This window comes from Enterobacter sp. LM3 (assembly GCF_046622475.1).
In the GTDB taxonomy this organism is placed as follows: domain Bacteria; phylum Pseudomonadota; class Gammaproteobacteria; order Enterobacterales; family Enterobacteriaceae; genus Enterobacter; species Enterobacter cloacae_P.
Window position 1 is genome coordinate 78849 of the sequence record NZ_JBJURN010000012.1, and the last position, 15991, is coordinate 94839.

At 54.4% G+C, this 15991-nt stretch carries 15 protein-coding genes; 4 read left to right on the forward strand and 11 right to left on the reverse strand.

What is annotated here, in order from left to right:
• Positions 1-201: 201 nt before the first annotated feature.
• Complete coding sequence (locus tag ACJ9N4_RS14125) at positions 202-1020, forward strand: helix-turn-helix domain-containing protein (protein ID WP_182273072.1); 819 nt, start codon at positions 202-204, stop codon at positions 1018-1020.
• Here ACJ9N4_RS14125 and araD read toward each other — a convergent pair whose 3' ends face one another.
• The 8 genes from araD to yiaK are packed head-to-tail and all read right to left on the reverse strand — an operon-like array spanning position 1021 to position 8581.
• Positions 1021-1716 (reverse strand): L-ribulose-5-phosphate 4-epimerase, encoded by a 696-nt coding sequence (gene araD / locus ACJ9N4_RS14130; protein ID WP_182273071.1) that lies wholly within the window; start codon positions 1714-1716, stop codon positions 1021-1023.
• Positions 1710-2570 carry an L-ribulose-5-phosphate 3-epimerase gene (locus ACJ9N4_RS14135; RefSeq protein WP_411500576.1) on the reverse strand — a complete coding sequence of 287 codons (861 nt, stop codon included), beginning with the start codon at positions 2568-2570 and terminating at the stop codon, positions 1710-1712. Before ACJ9N4_RS14135 ends, araD begins: the two co-directional genes overlap by 7 nt.
• A 2-nt stretch (positions 2571-2572) precedes the next feature.
• On the reverse strand, positions 2573-3226 hold the full coding sequence (ulaD, locus tag ACJ9N4_RS14140; protein WP_182273069.1) for a 3-keto-L-gulonate-6-phosphate decarboxylase UlaD: 654 nt from the start codon (positions 3224-3226) through the stop codon (positions 2573-2575).
• Positions 3223-4728: an FGGY-family carbohydrate kinase gene (locus ACJ9N4_RS14145; protein WP_182919217.1), complete on the reverse strand. Its 1506-nt coding sequence runs from the start codon at positions 4726-4728 to the stop codon at positions 3223-3225. The genes ulaD and ACJ9N4_RS14145 overlap by 4 nt, the downstream gene beginning before the upstream one ends.
• A gap of 56 nt (positions 4729-4784) precedes the next feature.
• Positions 4785-6104 carry an MFS transporter gene (locus ACJ9N4_RS14150; RefSeq protein ID WP_182273067.1) on the reverse strand — a complete coding sequence of 440 codons (1320 nt, stop codon included), beginning with the start codon at positions 6102-6104 and terminating at the stop codon, positions 4785-4787.
• Between the two features lie 47 nt (positions 6105-6151).
• The gene (locus tag ACJ9N4_RS14155) at positions 6152-7078 is read right to left on the reverse strand and encodes a DUF4862 family protein (RefSeq protein ID WP_182919218.1); all 927 of its coding nucleotides are present in this window, start codon (positions 7076-7078) and stop codon (positions 6152-6154) included.
• A 26-nt stretch (positions 7079-7104) separates the two neighbouring features.
• Positions 7105-7572: a YhcH/YjgK/YiaL family protein gene (locus tag ACJ9N4_RS14160; RefSeq protein ID WP_182919219.1), complete on the reverse strand. Its 468-nt coding sequence runs from the start codon at positions 7570-7572 to the stop codon at positions 7105-7107.
• A gap of 10 nt (positions 7573-7582) precedes the next feature.
• A complete protein-coding gene (gene yiaK / locus ACJ9N4_RS14165) occupies positions 7583-8581 on the reverse strand; it encodes a 3-dehydro-L-gulonate 2-dehydrogenase (RefSeq protein WP_182273065.1) in 999 nt (332 codons plus the stop codon).
• Between the two features lie 225 nt (positions 8582-8806).
• Between yiaK and yiaJ the strand changes: the two genes are divergently transcribed.
• Positions 8807-9625: an IclR family transcriptional regulator YiaJ gene (gene yiaJ / locus ACJ9N4_RS14170; RefSeq protein WP_182273064.1), complete on the forward strand. Its 819-nt coding sequence runs from the start codon at positions 8807-8809 to the stop codon at positions 9623-9625.
• A gap of 3 nt (positions 9626-9628) precedes the next feature.
• Positions 9629-10084 (forward strand): 4Fe-4S dicluster domain-containing protein, encoded by a 456-nt coding sequence (locus ACJ9N4_RS14175; RefSeq protein WP_182273063.1) that lies wholly within the window; start codon positions 9629-9631, stop codon positions 10082-10084.
• 4 nt (positions 10085-10088) lie between these two features.
• On the opposite strand, the gene avtA is transcribed toward ACJ9N4_RS14175, so the two are convergent.
• Complete coding sequence (gene avtA / locus ACJ9N4_RS14180) at positions 10089-11345, reverse strand: valine--pyruvate transaminase (RefSeq protein ID WP_182273062.1); 1257 nt, start codon at positions 11343-11345, stop codon at positions 10089-10091.
• A gap of 230 nt (positions 11346-11575) precedes the next feature.
• Positions 11576-13606: an alpha-amylase gene (locus ACJ9N4_RS14185; protein WP_182273061.1), complete on the reverse strand. Its 2031-nt coding sequence runs from the start codon at positions 13604-13606 to the stop codon at positions 11576-11578.
• A 315-nt stretch (positions 13607-13921) separates the two neighbouring features.
• On the opposite strand from ACJ9N4_RS14185, the gene ACJ9N4_RS14190 reads away from it, so the two are divergent.
• Complete coding sequence (locus ACJ9N4_RS14190; protein ID WP_182273060.1) at positions 13922-14746, forward strand: protein bax; 825 nt, start codon at positions 13922-13924, stop codon at positions 14744-14746.
• 39 nt (positions 14747-14785) lie between these two features.
• On the opposite strand, the gene xylR is transcribed toward ACJ9N4_RS14190, so the two are convergent.
• Positions 14786-15964: a D-xylose utilization transcriptional activator XylR gene (gene xylR / locus ACJ9N4_RS14195; protein WP_182919220.1), complete on the reverse strand. Its 1179-nt coding sequence runs from the start codon at positions 15962-15964 to the stop codon at positions 14786-14788.
• Between the last annotated feature and the right edge of the window lie 27 nt (positions 15965-15991).

Below are 15991 nucleotides of genomic sequence, written 5' to 3' on the forward strand. Positions count from 1 at the left end.
TTATTATCGTATTTGTGCAAGGTACCCATTTATTCTGCACCGAACGGTAAGGCCAACAAGGGAAGGGATAAGTATAAAAAGGTGACGATTCCGACCTGATGATAAAAATGTGAATTTGATCGGGAAGACATTCATCTATTTATTAATAATCAAAGGGTAAGTCCAATAATTGCGACAATAAAAGCGGAATAGTGAATACCGATGCTTGAATTATCCATAGCGCTTCCGATTAAAGTACAAAATGGCGGGTTATTTATTTCCCGGGGAGTGGGCCGTCATCCGGCGCGTAAATTAACATCGTGGGAAATTATCTTTGTCGAAAAGGGGACATTATCGATCCAGGAGGAAAACACACTTTTTGAGGTGAAGGCGGGGGAAAGTTTACTGCTCTGGCCGGATCGCCGGCACGTGGGAACCGAAGATTTTCCGGCTGACCTTCGGTTTTACTGGCTGCATTTTGAGGTTGAGCGTATGCCGCCACTTTTGCCAAATGCTTCTCCTCTGACAATAGAACAACACTGCTGTGTGAGAGATGCACAATATGTGATTGCCCTTTTTCGGCAATTCCTGAGTGAGCAGGAGAAATTGCAGCGAAGCGTAGCGCTGGAAATGATTTTATTGCTGATTTTACAGCAAGTGTCGATCTCTTCGGGATATGAAGACAATGCCGATGAAGCCGGTGCAGCATTAGCGTGGAAGGCAAAACAACGTATTCGCACGCAGTTTCATTTACCGTTATCCACCTCGCAGCTGGCAAAAGAGCTGCACTGTAATGCAGATTACCTGGGGCGCGTATTTCGCCGGACATTTCATTTAACCCTGACGGAGGCGATTCATCGCCAGCGCGTCAGGGCGGCAGAAAAGTTGCTGCTGAATGATGCGGCATCATTAACCGAAGTGGCAACCCGCTGCGGCTTTAATGATGTCGGGTATTTCCGGCAGATATTTTCGAAGTACACGGGGTTAACCCCCGCCGTCTGGAAACGGCGGTACTGCAAGGAACGCATCAATTCCGGGTGATCACTGCCCGTAATACGCATTCACCCCGTGTTTACGCAGATAATGCTTGTCCAGCAATGCCTGCTGCATAACCGGTAATTGTGGTGCAAGCTGGCGCGAGAACAGGCCCATATATGCGCATTCTTCCAGCACCACAGCGTTGTGTACGGCATCGGCGGCATCTTTACCCCAGGTAAACGGGCCGTGGGAATGCACCAGCACCGCCGGGATCTGCATCGGGCTTAAATCGCGTTCCTCGAAGGTTTTAATGATCACTTCCCCCGTCTGGTATTCGTACTCCCCTGCAATTTCAGCCGTGGTCATCAGCCGTGTACAGGGGATTGCCCCGTAGAAGTAGTCGGCGTGGGTGGTGCCCCAGGCCGGTAAATCTTGCCCCGCCTGCGACCAGATAGTCGCGTGGCGGGAGTGAGTATGAACAATACCGCCAATCTCCGGGTAACGCCGGTACAGCGCAAGGTGGGTTGGCGTGTCGGAGGAGGGTTTTTTGCTGCCCTCGACCACGTTACCTGTGGCGATATTTACCACCACCATATCTTCCGCGGTCATTACGTCATACTCCACGCCGGAAGGTTTGATCACCATCAGGCCGCTTTCGCGATCAACCGCGCTGACGTTGCCCCAGGTAAACGTCACCAGCTGGTGGGCGGGCAGCGCCAGGTTTGCCGCCAGCACGTCGGCTTTGAGTTGTTCTAACATGTCATGCCTCCTTCCTGCATACGGGCTTCAATCCAGCGGCGTGCCTGGATGATTTCCAGCACCGGCTCTTTCGCTTTTTCGGTCCACATTTCAATCAGAAATGCGCCGCGATAGTTCAGCTGATTGAGCGTGTTAAACACGCCCACAAAATCGACGCAGCCCTCACCAAACGGCACGTCGCGGAATTGTCCGGGGCTTTGTGCCGTCACGGGTTGGGTATCTTTCAGGTGGATCGCGGCGATACGGTCAATACCCAGCGTCAGCTCGGCGGTGACATCGTTGCCCCACGCGCTCAGGTTGCCGACGTCCGGGTAAACGCTGAACCACGGTGATGCGAGCATCTCATCCCATTTTTTCCACTTGCTGATGGAATTCATAAACGCGGTGTCCATGATCTCCACCGCCAGCATCACCTGCGCGGCGGCAGCTTGCTCGACGGCCCACGCCAGCCCTTCGGCGAAGCGTTGCTGAGTGCCCTCATCGTGTTCTTCGTAGTAGACGTCATAACCCGCAAGCTGGATGGTGCGGATCCCTAAATCGCGCGCCAGTTTGATGGCTTTGGTCATGATCTCGCGGGCGCGTTCGCGCACGGTTTTATCCCGGCTGCCAAACGGAAAACGGCGGTGAGCGGACAAACACATCGAGGGGATCGACACGCCGGTTTCCAGCATCGCTTCAACCAGCGAGGCGCGCTGCGTGGTGCTCCATTCGAGGCGCGATAACCGTTCGTCAGTCTCATCGACCGACATTTCGACAAAATCAAACCCGCAGCTTTTTGCCAGAACCAGACGCTCCGGCCAGGTGAGTGTTTTCGGCAACGCTTTTTCGTAGATACCTAACGGATGCTGACGCATGGCTACTCTCCCCAGATGTCGCGGATTTGTGAATGGAAGGCATGTGCCACCTGCTGCGGATGGATCGCCCCTGCCAGCGCACGCCCGGCAATGAACGCTTTGACGTTAATCTGTTTAAACAGCGGCAGGTCAGCGGGGGTAATGCCGCCGGTGATCGAGAGCTGTAAACCAATATCAGAGAGCGCTTTCATTCTGGTGAGATCCGCTTCGCCCCACTGCTGACCGCTGGCCTGCGCGTCACGCCCACGGTGGTAGATTGCCTGCTTCACGCCGACGCGGTGCCAGGCGCGGGCGTCGTCCAGCGTCCAGTTGCCAAACAGCTCCATCTGAATTTCACCGCCGCAGCGCAGTGCCACCTCATGACCTTTTTCGACGGTTGCCAGCGGCGCGGCGCAGATGATGGTCATCCAGTTCGCCCCCGCGCCAAACGCCTGCTCAGCCAGTGTTTCTCCGGCATCGGCCACTTTCCAGTCCGCCACGATAATCTTTTCCGGGCACTGCTCGCGCAGTGCCTTCACGGCGTTCAGCCCTTCAGTCAGACACAAAATGGTGCCTGCTTCGACGATATCGACGTGGTCTGAAAGCAAAGCGACATCGCGCTGAGCGGCCTGAAGTGAGGTATGGTCGAGCGCCAGCTGCAGTAATGGTCGGCTCATAGGTCGTACTCCTTAACGCGGGCGTGATAGCCCTGTAGTGCTGAAATCAGTAACTGGTAACGGTGGTATTTGTGCTGATAGGCCGCATGGGCGTGCATATCGGGTTCAATGATCCGAATGTCATGTCTGAGGGCGTGCTGCGCTGTGTGGAAATCGGGATACATACCGGTGCCGACCAGTGCAGCCAGTGCCGCACCGGAACACCCCGTCTCTTCCACCTGAGGCAGTTCAATCGCCAGACCACTGACGTCAGCGAGCATTTGCATCCATACATCCGAATGGGTTGGGCCGCCCGTAACGCGCAGCGTCTGCACGTGGGTAAAGCGTTCGAGCATGCGGTTGAGATGGGTCATATGGCTGAATACCACGCCCTCGTAAACCGCCTGCAGCAGATGCGCGCGGGTGTGCAGCGCCTGCATGCCGTAAAAACCGCTGGTCATCTCCAGGCCAGCGTTGCTGCCATAAAGAAAGGGCAGGAAGAACACATCGCTTTCAGCCTTCGGCAGGCTGGAAACAGCCTGGTTGATTTCACTGAACGACATATCGCCCCACTGTGCGGTCAGCCACTCCAGGTTGCCGGAAGAGGTGGGGCTGGCTTCGTGAACAATGTATTGCAGCGGATGCACATAGCGGCCATAGACATAAGGGAACGGTTCGTTGTCGCGGATGCCGTTGGCAATTCCGCTGGTGACGGCCCAGGTACCCATCACGGCGTTTAGCGTATGTTCGTCGTGCAGTCCGGCGCAGATCGCGGTAGAAACCACATCAAACAGACCACCCACGACGGGCGTTCCCGCCGTAAGACCGGTCAGAGCGGCTGCCTGAGCGGTGATTCCTCCGCAAATGTCTGCTGAACCGACAACCGGTGGCAGTGCGCCATCGATTTCACTAATGCCAAGCCAGCGCGTGAGTTGTGGGTCATAGTGACCGGTGTTCATGTTGTAGAGGTTGGACTCTGAAATGTTGCTCTCTTCGCAACCTTTCACGCCCGTGAGGCACCAGCGCAGATAGTCGTGCGCCATCATCACGCAGCCGATCTGTTGGTAGCGCTGCGGCTCGTTCTCTTTGACCCAGCGCAGGAGCGAGGCCGGGTGCCCTGTCCATAATGTCTGACGCGTATGCGGATAGAGTTTTTCGGGAATGCCGTCCTGCTGCCAGCGCTGAACAATCTCCAGTGCCCGGCGGTCAGAGGAGAGCATGGCATTTCCCAGCGGTTGGTCATTTTTATCGAGAAGAAACAGCCCCTTACCCTGAGCGGAGATACCCAAACCCTTGATTTGTTCGCCAGAAACATGGGCATTTTTGAGCAGTGTGGCGACGGTAGTATGGCAATGCTGCCATAGCTGGTGCATATCCCGTTCGGCGTAGCCAGGGCGCGGGCTGAGCGTGGCAACCGAACGGCGTTCAATACAGATTTCTTTGCCCTGGCTGTTGTATAAACCGGCTTTCAGATAAGTACCGCCACAATCGATACCCAGCCAGAAGGGCTCTTTTTCACTCATCTTTTGATTCTCTTGTCTTGCACCCTCTCCGCGTGGGAGAGGGTTGGGTGAGGGCATCAGGCCGCATGTTTATGCGGGTTCACCGTGGGGGTCGTTTCTGAGCCGGTATCGCATTTCGCTGGTAACAGCAGGGCCAGCAGTGAGGCCAGTGCCAGGGACACCGCCAGGCAATAAACCCCCGCATCTTTGCTGTACAGGGTGATCAACACGCCCACCGCATAAGGGCCACAAAACCCGCCGAGGTTGCCCAGCGCGTTGATGACGCCGCGCGCACCGCCTGCCATTTCCGCACTGAACAAACGCGCCGGAATGGTCCAGAACACACCCGCTGCCGACTGCAGGAAGAACCCGCAACCCACCAGCGCGGCATAAGCCAGCCAGGTGTTTTCTTTCAGCGCCACGGAGAGGAACATGCAGAGCGCAAAGCCAATCAGCGGCAGAGAGACAAACAGCTTGCGCTTGCCGGTACGGTCAGAGAGCGAGGAGAACAGGAACATGCCCGCAATGGCACCGATGTAAGGCAGAATGGCGAGCATCCCCACCTGGCCGATACTGGTATGCGTAAGTTCTTTCAGGATGGTCGGCAGCCAGAGGGTGTAGCCGTAAATCCCGGTCTGGTAGAAGAAGTTCAGGGCGATCAGCTGCCACATGGTTTTGTCGGACAGTACCGCACCCAATGAGGCATTTTTTACCTCTTTACCGGCAATCGCTTTCTGCTCTGCCGCCAGCGTTTGCATCAGGTAGTTCTTCTCGGCCTCTGAGATCCAGCGTGCTTCCTGCGGACGGTCATAGACGGTGAAGGCCCACAGCACCAGCACAACAACAGACATCAACCCTTCAATGATGAACAGCCAGCGCCAGTCGAGCGCGGTGATGATCCAGCCTGATAGCGGGGCGGTGATGATCCCGGCGATAGGTACGAACATGATCACAATCGCATTGGCACGACCGCGTTCGGCGTCAGGGAACCAGTTACTGATCATGGTGAGTACGACGGGCAGCATCCCACCTTCCGCCACACCGAGTAAGAAACGCAGCACCAGCAACTGATACTGGCTGGTGACGATACCGGTTAGCACCGAGATCACCGCCCAGGCGACCAGCGACCAGCCGATAAATTTCTTACCGCTGCCATGAACGGCAATCTTCCCGCCGGGAACCTGCAGGAACAGATAACCGATAAAGAAGATCCCACCCGCCAGACCCGCCATCGTGGCGGAAATACCTAACTCTTCATCCATACCGCCGGGCATTGCAAAAGCGATATTCACACGGTCCATATATGAAATAATGCAGGCGATAAGAATAGGGGGAATGATCCTTAGCCAGCGCTGGTGCGGAATATCCGCATGTAGAGCATTAGAGGAAGTGTTCATATTTAATGTCTCAGTCAATGTAACCGATATAGGGATATTTGTTATTGTTATTGTTTCGCTTTATTCATAGCGCTAATGCCGTCGCGTAAAATGGCGATGCGATGGCTGACGTCAGCATTAGCATTTATTTCCAGTAATTTAATACCGGAGAATTTCAATGTTGCGGCACTCGCCGCAGTAAAGAGTGCTTTTGCCTGTTCAGTGGACAATAAACTGTCGGCGCAGAGCGAAGAAAATGGTGCATGAAGATCCTGCCATTCGCCATACTCCCCGTGAGTGCTGGTGCCGGAGAACATCAGCGCGCCCAGTTTTCCCGCCCTGAGTGCGGCCTGCACATGGTTCACCGGAAGAGTCGTGTTACGCCCTTCAATGGCCGACCGCGCCCAGTTAATGCAGACGCTAATGTCTGTGCCTTTCACGACGTCCAGTACCTGCTCCAGGGGTAAGAACCCCTTGCGTGGTGCGGGACCTGTCATGGCATCACAGTGCTCAAGTACCAGATCGCATGACCAGTCCCACGCAGCTATTTCGCGAACCGAGCGGGAAAATGCCTCGGTAGCCTGATCGACAGATGGATTCCCCGCTTGTGGCGCGGCCTGCATCTCAAGCGCGTTCACTTTCCCGGGAAAGCGGGAATTCACGGCATCAATCTTTTGATGCAGGTGACGATAAAAATCGACGCTGGCTTTACGTTGCTCTTCATCGGCAGAGGCCAGGCCAAAGGCACCGTTGGTACCACGACGGCGCATGGTTTCCATGACTGCCGTCACCACGATTTGCCAGTCGCCCGGCGTGTGGCGAAACAGCCATTCGTCTCCAAACGGATGGAGGCTTTCAAGGCAAGGTTGTTCCAGCCCGCGAATGTACGGTGTGTCGGAAAGTTCCCGCCAGAAGGCCAGCTCTTCTTGTTCCCCTTTCTGGTGAAACGAGGGTGCGCAGGGGTACGCACCAATAATAAAACCGGTGTTGGTCATTTCGCTTTCCTGTATTTATCAGAAAATTACTGTAATTCGCTGATTGCCACTTTCACCACAATTTTACGAATTGTGGTTTCCTTGTTTTTAATACAGGCAGGACGGTGAACATCCTGCGGAAAAAATATGGCGTAGTTGCCTGGGGTCATTTCGATAAACGATTCATTTTCACTGTTGTGATAAAAAATAATATCCCGTTGTTCCAGTAATGATTCGCTTATTTCGTTATTCCCGGTATCAATAGCGATACCGATTTTTTCTTCACCCGATGCCAGAAACTGAATATCCAGATAACGGCGGTGGACTTCGGGGCGATTCTCGTGTGGTTCCCTGGTGGTGAGGTCGAGCACCTGGGCAAAAATATTGCGACCATCAATTTCCACCACGCCCGGCTCCAGCGCAGAAAAATCGGTCGAGCGCAGAAAATTGAGCGCTGTTTCAATCGCCTGCGGCAGGCGGCACGGATTTGGCTGCGAAATATGTCCGAATATCATGGCCCACTCCTTACAGAGACTGGATTTTCGCCCACACGCTGTCATCCACCGTAATGCCGTTGCGGCGGTTCTCTTCCTGCAGGCGCGTGAATTCATGTCCCGGCAGACGGATAGCGAGGTTTTCATCAGACCGTTCGGCGGTCGTGATGAAATCCATGATGCGCTGCAGTTTGGCATCGCGGGTTGGCCCGTCGATCAGGCGATCCACTTCGATGGCGATAAAGATCTGCGATACACCATATTCATCACTGTTGTCCTGGGTCACTTCCGCGACGGAGGAGCCGTTAGAGAGCAGGGTGGCGATCATATCCAGCACGACAGACAGGCCAGAACCTTTCCAGTAGCCCATTGGCAGAATGCGGCGGTTTTTCTCAATGACGCCCGGCTCTCTGGTCAGGTTGCCCTCATCGTCAAAACCACCATCCACCGGTAGCTCGCGTCCGGCCAGGCGGTTCACTTCCAGCATGCCGTAGGAGAACATCGACATCGACATATCGACCATCGTGATGGGGCTGGAGGGAATCGCAACGATCAACGGGTTCGTACCGATGCAGCACTCTTTTGAGCCCCACGCGGGCATGACGGCAATGGAGTTGGTCCAGCAAATTCCAATATAACCTTTCTCCGCCGCCTGCCAGCCGTAGCTGCCGCCGCGCATCCAGTGGTTGGCGTTACGCAGTGCCACCAGGCCGATGCCGTGATCGGATGCCAGTTCGGTGGCGCGATCCATCATCTTTTTCGCTGTCAGGTTGCCGATGGAACGCTGGGCATCCCACTGTTCGATGGCACCTAATGTGGTCACCCGCTTTGGCTGGGCGTCAGGAAGGATATCGCCTGCATCAAGCTGCTGGATAAAACGCGGGAAGCGGTTCACGCCGTGCGAATAGACGCCGGATTCTGTCGTTCGGGCAAACATCTCAGCGCATGCGTCTGCGGTGTCTGCTTTCACACCGCGATCGAGCAGAACCCGGTTGAACGCCGCTTTTAACTCTTCAAAGGTCACTTTCATCCCTGTTCTCCTGTTTTTTTAGGGGCAAGTGCGGGTGCTTTTTTATCGCTTAATTTCACTATGCGAAATCTGATTTCAAATATAGCGATCAAATTTTGCCAGATCAACGGCATTCATGATTTTCAAAATCGATTAAAATCAACTGGTTGTGTTTTTTCTGTTGAGATCGTGAACTGAGCCACACTTTGCGCTACCATCAGGGCGCGATAAAAAAGGAGCCATGTGATGAGCATGAAAGAGAGCGAAATGACGCAAGAAAAAGAGAGGCCAGCGGGTAGCCAGAGCTTGTTTCGCGGCCTGATGCTGATTGAGATCCTCAGTAACTATCCGAACGGGTGTCCGCTTGCACACTTATCGGAACTGGCGGGGTTGAATAAGAGCACCGTGCACCGGTTGCTGCAGGGGCTGCAGTCGTGCGGGTACGTTACCCCGGCTCCTGCTGCGGGGAGTTATCGACTGACCACCAAATTTATCGCCGTCGGGCAGAAGGCGCTGTCCTCGCTGAACATTATCCACGTGGCGGCACCACACCTTGAGGCGCTGAACATTGCAACCGGCGAGACGGTGAACTTCTCCAGCCGTGAAGACGATCACGCCATCCTGATTTACAAGCTGGAGCCGACAACCGGCATGTTGCGTACGCGCGCGTATATCGGCCAGCATATGCCGCTTTACTGCTCTGCAATGGGTAAGATCTACATGGCGTTTGGTCACCAGGACTATGTGGCGAGCTACTGGGAAAGCCATCAGGAGCAGATCCAGCCGTTGACCCGCAACACCATCACTGAACTGAGCGCCATGTACGACGAGCTGGCAGATATCCGTGAACACAGCCTGGCGATGGACAAAGAAGAGAACGAGCTGGGTGTGTCCTGTATTGCCGTGCCGGTGTTTGATATTCATGGCCGTGTGCCGTATGCGATCTCCATTTCGCTGTCGACCTCCCGCATGAAGCAGGTGGGTGAGAAGAACTTGCTCAAACCACTGCGTGAAACGGCAGAGGCTATCTCAAAAGAACTGGGTTTTAACGTGCGCGAGGCGTAACAGATGAACCGATTTATCGTGGCGGACTCAACCAGATGCATAGGATGTCGCACCTGTGAAGTGGCTTGCGCGGTGGCGCATCAGGGCTCCGTCTCTGCAAACGCCTTTACGCCCCGCATTCGGGTTGTCAAAGGCGGTTCGTACACCACGGCGGTTGGCTGTCATCAGTGCGAAGATGCTCCCTGTGCCAATGTCTGCCCGACACAGGCGATCCGCCGCAATGCGGGAGTCTGGCATGTCGAGCAGGCGCGCTGTATTGGGTGCAAAAGCTGTATGGTGGCGTGCCCGTTTGGGGCGATGCAGGTTCAGCAGGTGGGAAATGACGTTCAGGCGTTGAAATGTGATTTATGCGCGCATCGCGAGAGCGGACCTGCCTGTGTGGAGGCGTGTCCAACCCACGCGCTGAGCTGTGTCGATCCCGCCAGATTACGCACGGAACGGCTGCGTAACCTGGCGTAAGGTGCTACAGGCCGTTTTCGTGCCAGGCGTTTTCAATCTCTTCGGCGAGAATTTTCACGCCCGCTTCGATTTTTTCCGGGTCGGGAACGTAGTTCATGCGCATGCACTGGTGCGTGTGCGGCCACGGTTTATCCAGCCCCGGAAAGAAGTAATCACCCGGCACCATCAGTACGCCGCGTTTTTTCAGGCGCTGATAGAGCAGCTCTGTCGTAATCGGCAGATCCTTAAACCACAGCCACAGGAAAATCGCTCCCTCTGGTTTATGGATCAGGCAGCGTTCTTCAGGTAAATAACGGCGAAGTATCGCGATCGTCTCCTGTACGCGCTGGTAATAGAACGGTTTGATCACGTCATTCGACAGACGCAGCAGGTCGTTGCGTTTAATCATTTCACACATCATCGCCGGGCCAATGCCGCCCGGCGAAAGGCTGATAATGCCGTTCATATTGGTAATGGCGGTGATGATTTTTTCATTGGCGATGATGATGCCGCAGCGGCTGCCTGGCAGGCCCAGCTTGGAGAGGCTCATGCACAGTACGATGTTCGGGTTCCACAGCGGACGTGCTTCGCTGAAGATAATGCCCGGGAACGGTACGCCATAGGCGTTATCGATCACCAACGGGATGCCGTGCTGATTAGCCAGCGCATCCAGCTTCATCAGCTCGTCGTCAGTGATGACGTTACCCGTCGGGTTGGTGGGACGCGATACGCAGATCATGCCCGTCTCTTCGCCCACATGCAGGTGTTCAAAATCGACGTGGTATTTGAACTGGCCTTCCGGGAGCAGCTCAATATTCGGGCGCGCTGAGACGAACAGGTCTTCTTCCAGGCCGGAATCGGCATAGCCGATATACTCCGGAGCCAACGGGAACAGTACCTTTTTGGTGGTGCCGTCGGCGCGACGTCCTGCGAACAGATTGAACAAGTAGAAAAACGCGCTCTGGCTGCCGTTTGTTAGTGCAATATTCTGTGGTTCGATATCCCAACCCAGCTCTTCACGCAGCATATCGGCGAGGAGTGTCAGCAGTTCAGTTTTACCCTGAGGGCCGTCGTAATTGCACAGTGCCTCAGTCGCTTTGCCATTTTCCAGCATCTGAGCCAGCAGCGTCTGGAAATACTCATTCATCTCCGGGATTTGAGCCGGGTTTCCGCCGCCGAGCATGATTGCGCCCGGTGTGCGCAGCCCGTCGTTGAGATCCTCCATCAGGCGGGTAATGCCTGAATGGCGGGTAAATTTGTCGCCGAAAAGTGAAAACGTCATAGCAGGTGATCTGTCGAGCTTATTATGAAAGTGGGTAACCATAACGCTAGCATCGTGTGGGTGCAAATCGAGAGGTGAGAGAGGGTTTGTGGTTTTGTAGGGAGAATTGATATTTATTCAGTGAATTGTTCTGGTGGTTTTTTATCCCCTCTCCCCAAAGGGGCGAGGGGGAAAGACGGCTCCGTGCGGTTCCCTCTCCCTTCGGGGAGAGGGGTAGCGTGAGGGGCTGTTTATTGATTACCCGCCCACACTATCATCGCTTTATCGCCATTATGCTCACGCACAAAGCCATATCCTTCTTTCAGTGAAAGCGTGGTTTGTTTGCCTTCACCAATGGCCGGATGGCGGGCGCGGAACTGCCCCAGTATCTGCCAGTGGGCAACGGTGACCGCTTCCTTGCCCGTGACGTCCTGCCAGTTCATATCAGAGCGCGTTCCCTGTAGCGGGTCGGAACCTGTTGGGCCGAATGGACGCTCAGATTCATCCCCGTAGTAGATTTGTACACTGCCCGGTGCCAGCAACAGCAGTTCAGCGGCGCGCTGGCCCCCTTCGCGGAACAGGCGCGTATCGTGCGAAGAGAGGTAGCTCAGAACATTGAAGCTTTGCAGTTTTTCCGCCATCTGCTGCCAGGTCATGTCCATGTCGGCCAGGCAATCCACCGCTTTTGCCGCCTGCTCCTGGTAATCGAAGTTGATCATCGCATCGAAACCGTGGCGGTAGTAATCGCTCTGCATGACGCCGTGGCCCCAGGATTCCCCGGTCATCCAGAATGGCGCGTTGTCGGGTTTTTTGTCCGGGTTCGCGGCTTTCCACGCGGCCAGCGCCTGGCTTGCCTGGTCTTTCAGCTGTTGCCAGGCTGCAAGCTCAACGTGTTTTGCGGTATCAACACGGAAACCGTCGATACCGTAGTCGCGCACCCACTGACTGAGCCAGTGAGTCAGGTAGTCACGCGGGGTGTAGCCAGAGATGGCTTTCGCATGGGTATCGGGCTTGTGTTGATAGAAGTTTGGCAAGCCGGAAGGTGTCGTGGATTCCGTTTTCAGATCCGGTAAAAATGCCAGCGACATGGTCAAATCGTCAAAGCCGGGGTTGTCATAATCGCCGATGTCGGTGCGGATCCATTTTTTACCCCACCATTTTTCCCATGCGGCTTTGTCGCTGAAGTTAATGTAATCATTGAAGCTGTGCCAGCTTTGACCGGCACCCGGCTTCCAGTCCGTCCAGTGTTCACCCAGCGTTTTTTTCAGCTCATCACCCTGCAGATACAGCGCACCAAACTGGTACGTCTGCATGTCTGCAAGGGTGGCGTAGCCCGTGTGGTTCATGACGATGTCGAACAGGATACGGATACCACGTTTGTGCGCTTCGTCGACCAGATGGCGTAAATCATCTTCGGTGCCCATGTTGGCATCGAGCTTCGTCCAGTCCTGCGTGTAGTAGCCGTGATAGGCGTAGTGCGGGAAGTCGCCTTTGGTGCCACCACCCACCCAGCCGTGGATCTGCTCCAGCGGGGAGCTGATCCAGAGCGCATTCACGCCCAGTTGCTGCAAATAATCGAGCTTTCCGGTAAGCCCTTTAAGATCGCCACCGTGGAAGGTACCAATCTCCTGCATGCCATCTTTGTGGCGGCCATAGCTGTTGTCGTTGGTGGGATCGCCATTAACAAAGCGATCGGTCAGCACGAAATAGACGGTGGCGTTTTGCCAGCTAAACTGCGCGGGTTTGTCTGTTTCGGCGCGCTCAAGCAACAGCAGGCCGTTGCTGTTGGCGGCAGGCTGAAGGGTGATTTTTCCATTCTGCACCGTTGCCGTTTGCTTACTGTAGAAATCCCGCACCACGGAGCCTTCCGGGAAGGTGCTGCTGACTTCAAGCGTCAACGGTTTACCGTCCCATTTCGGACACTGGCGGATGACGTTCGCGACAGGTTGTTCCGCTGCGCTCTGGATGGTCAGCATCAGGGTGGGTGTGCCGGAGCGAGTATCGATACGCATCTGGTACTCACCGTCGCGGAACAGACGCCACTGCGGTGGCGTGCCCTCACAGGGTTTTAGCGACAGCATCTCATTAAGTTTTATTGCACCCGTTGGCTGCCAGCACGTGTTGTCAAAACTCACAGTGAGAGGACGAGTACCCTTCGTCAGCTTTGTCTGGCTGGTGAACACGCCAGTGCCTTCGGCATTAAACGTGGTAAACCCCGGCGATGACCAGCCCGCGTGTGCCAGTGCGGGTAACATCAGAAAAGCTAATGCGGTGCGTTTCATTCCATTTTCCTGTCGCGGCATTTTTAGCCAGTGTGCCATCTGACGCTGATGAAAAACTCATCCCCCTGGTGCTTTCTCCCGGGAGTATGCGAAAGGATGAGTGATCCCGCGCAAAATTAGAGAGTTATCTGCGATATCAAACACAATTTCTCAGGAATGATGCTTTAGTGAGCAGTTTTTTGGTGACATAGTTTCGGAATTGGACTATTTCTTTAGATGCTCTTGAAGTCTATTTTTGTTATGATTTGAGATTCCGCTCTCAAATTTGTGAAAAAAATAAGGTGTTGGAATGTTTATATCCGACCAGGAGACCTAATGATGTCGACCCCCATTCGACGATTTGGGGCTACGTTACTCGTGTTACTCACTGTGGCATTTTCAGGTGAGGTGCTTGCGAAAACGCACACGGATACAACGAGTAAAAAGGCCCACGTCATAAAGACGACAAGTAGTAAGGTTAGCAGTAAACAAGAGTATTCTCGCAATAGTGCAAAGAGTAGTTCACTTCCTGATTTGCGAAAATACCCTTCCGGGACACCAAGGAAAAAAGCGTTTCTCCGGACGGTAATGCCTTACATTACGAGTCAAAATGCCGCGATTACTGCGGATCGTAACTGGATGATCTCAAAACAGTACGATAGCCGCTGGTCGCCTGCTGAACGCACGCGTCTGAAAGATATCGCGAAGCGCTACAAGGTGAGCTGGAACGGTAACACACGTCACGTGCCGTGGAACTCTCTCTTAGAGCGTGTGGATATCATCCCAGGCAGCATGGTTGCGACGATGGCTGCCGCCGAAAGTGGCTGGGGGACGTCTAAGCTGGCACGCAGCAACAACAACCTCTTCGGCATGAAATGCGTCAAAGGCCGTTGTAACGATGCTCCAGGTAAAGTGAAAGGCTATTCACAGTTTGAATCGGTTAAAGATTCCGTGAATGCTTATGTGGTGAACCTGAACACGCACCCCGCTTACTCTTCGTTCCGTAAGTCACGCGCTCAGCTGCGTAAAGCGGATCAGGAATTGACGGCCAGCACGATGATCCACAAGCTGAAAGGGTATTCCACCCAGGGACAGAGCTATAACAACTATCTGTTTGCTATGTTCCAGGACAATCAGCGTCTTATCGCCGCACATATGTAATCCCAAAAAAACGCCTTCCGATGGAAGGCGTTTTCTTTTCTACAGCAGCACCTCACTGTAACGCTCCCGATACTCCTTTGGCGTGGTGTCATACTCTTTCCTGAACACCGAGTAGAAATACTGCAACGACGGGTAGCCACACATCTGCGAGATTTCGTTGATAGACAGCGACGTGGAGATCAGCAGACTGCGTGCTTTCTCCAGTTTTTCCGCATGAATGACAGCATGAATGGTTTCGCCCACTTCCTCTTTAAAGCGTTTTTCCAGATTCGAACGAGAAATACCGACCGAATCCAGCACCTGATCGACCTTGATGCCTTTGCAGGCATGGTTGCGGATGTAGTGCATGGCCTGAATGACGGCCGGATCGTTTAAGGAGCGATAATCCGTTGAGCGGCGTTCTACCACGCGCACAGGGGGAACCAGCAAACGCTGGAGCGGCAGGGATTCGTTATCCAGCAGGCGATGAAGTAACTTTGCGGCCTGATAACCCATCTGACGGGTTCCCTGCGCCACGGAGGAGAGTGCCACGCGCGAAAGGTAACGCGTAAGCTCTTCGTTATCGATGCCAATCACGCACAGCTTTTCGGGTACCGGAATATGCAAATGTTCACAGACCTGTAGCACGTGGCGGGCACGGGCGTCTGTTACCGCAATAATTCCGGTTTGCGGCGGCAGTGTTTGCAGCCAGTCTGCCAGTCGGTTTTGCGCGTGCTGCCAGTTTTCGGGGGCGGTTTCCAGCCCCTGATAGACCACCCCACGATACTTCTCCTGCGCAACCAGCTGGCAAAATGCATACTCACGCTCCATTGCCCAGCGCTTTCCGCTTGAGACGGGTAAACCGTAAAAGGCGAAGCGGTGCACGCCTTTCTCTTTTAAATGGAGAAACGCGTTCTCTACCAGCGCGTGGTTATCGGTAGCGATATAGTGAACCGGCGGGTAGTGCTCGGGTGAGTGGTAAGAGCCGCCGACGCCCACAATGGGGACGTCGACGTCAGCCAGCAGTTGTTCAATTACCGGATCGTCATAGTCGGCGATGACGCCATCGCCCAGCCAGTCTTTGATGTTCTCGAGGCGAGTGCGGAAATCTTCCTCAATGAAAATATCCCACTCGGATTGCGACGCCTGCAAATATTCCCCAACTCCTTCAACCACCTGGCGGTCGTAGGCTTTGTTGGCATTGAATAACAACGTAATGCGGTGACGCTTTTCAAACATGGCTTACTATCCCATAAGTAACAATAC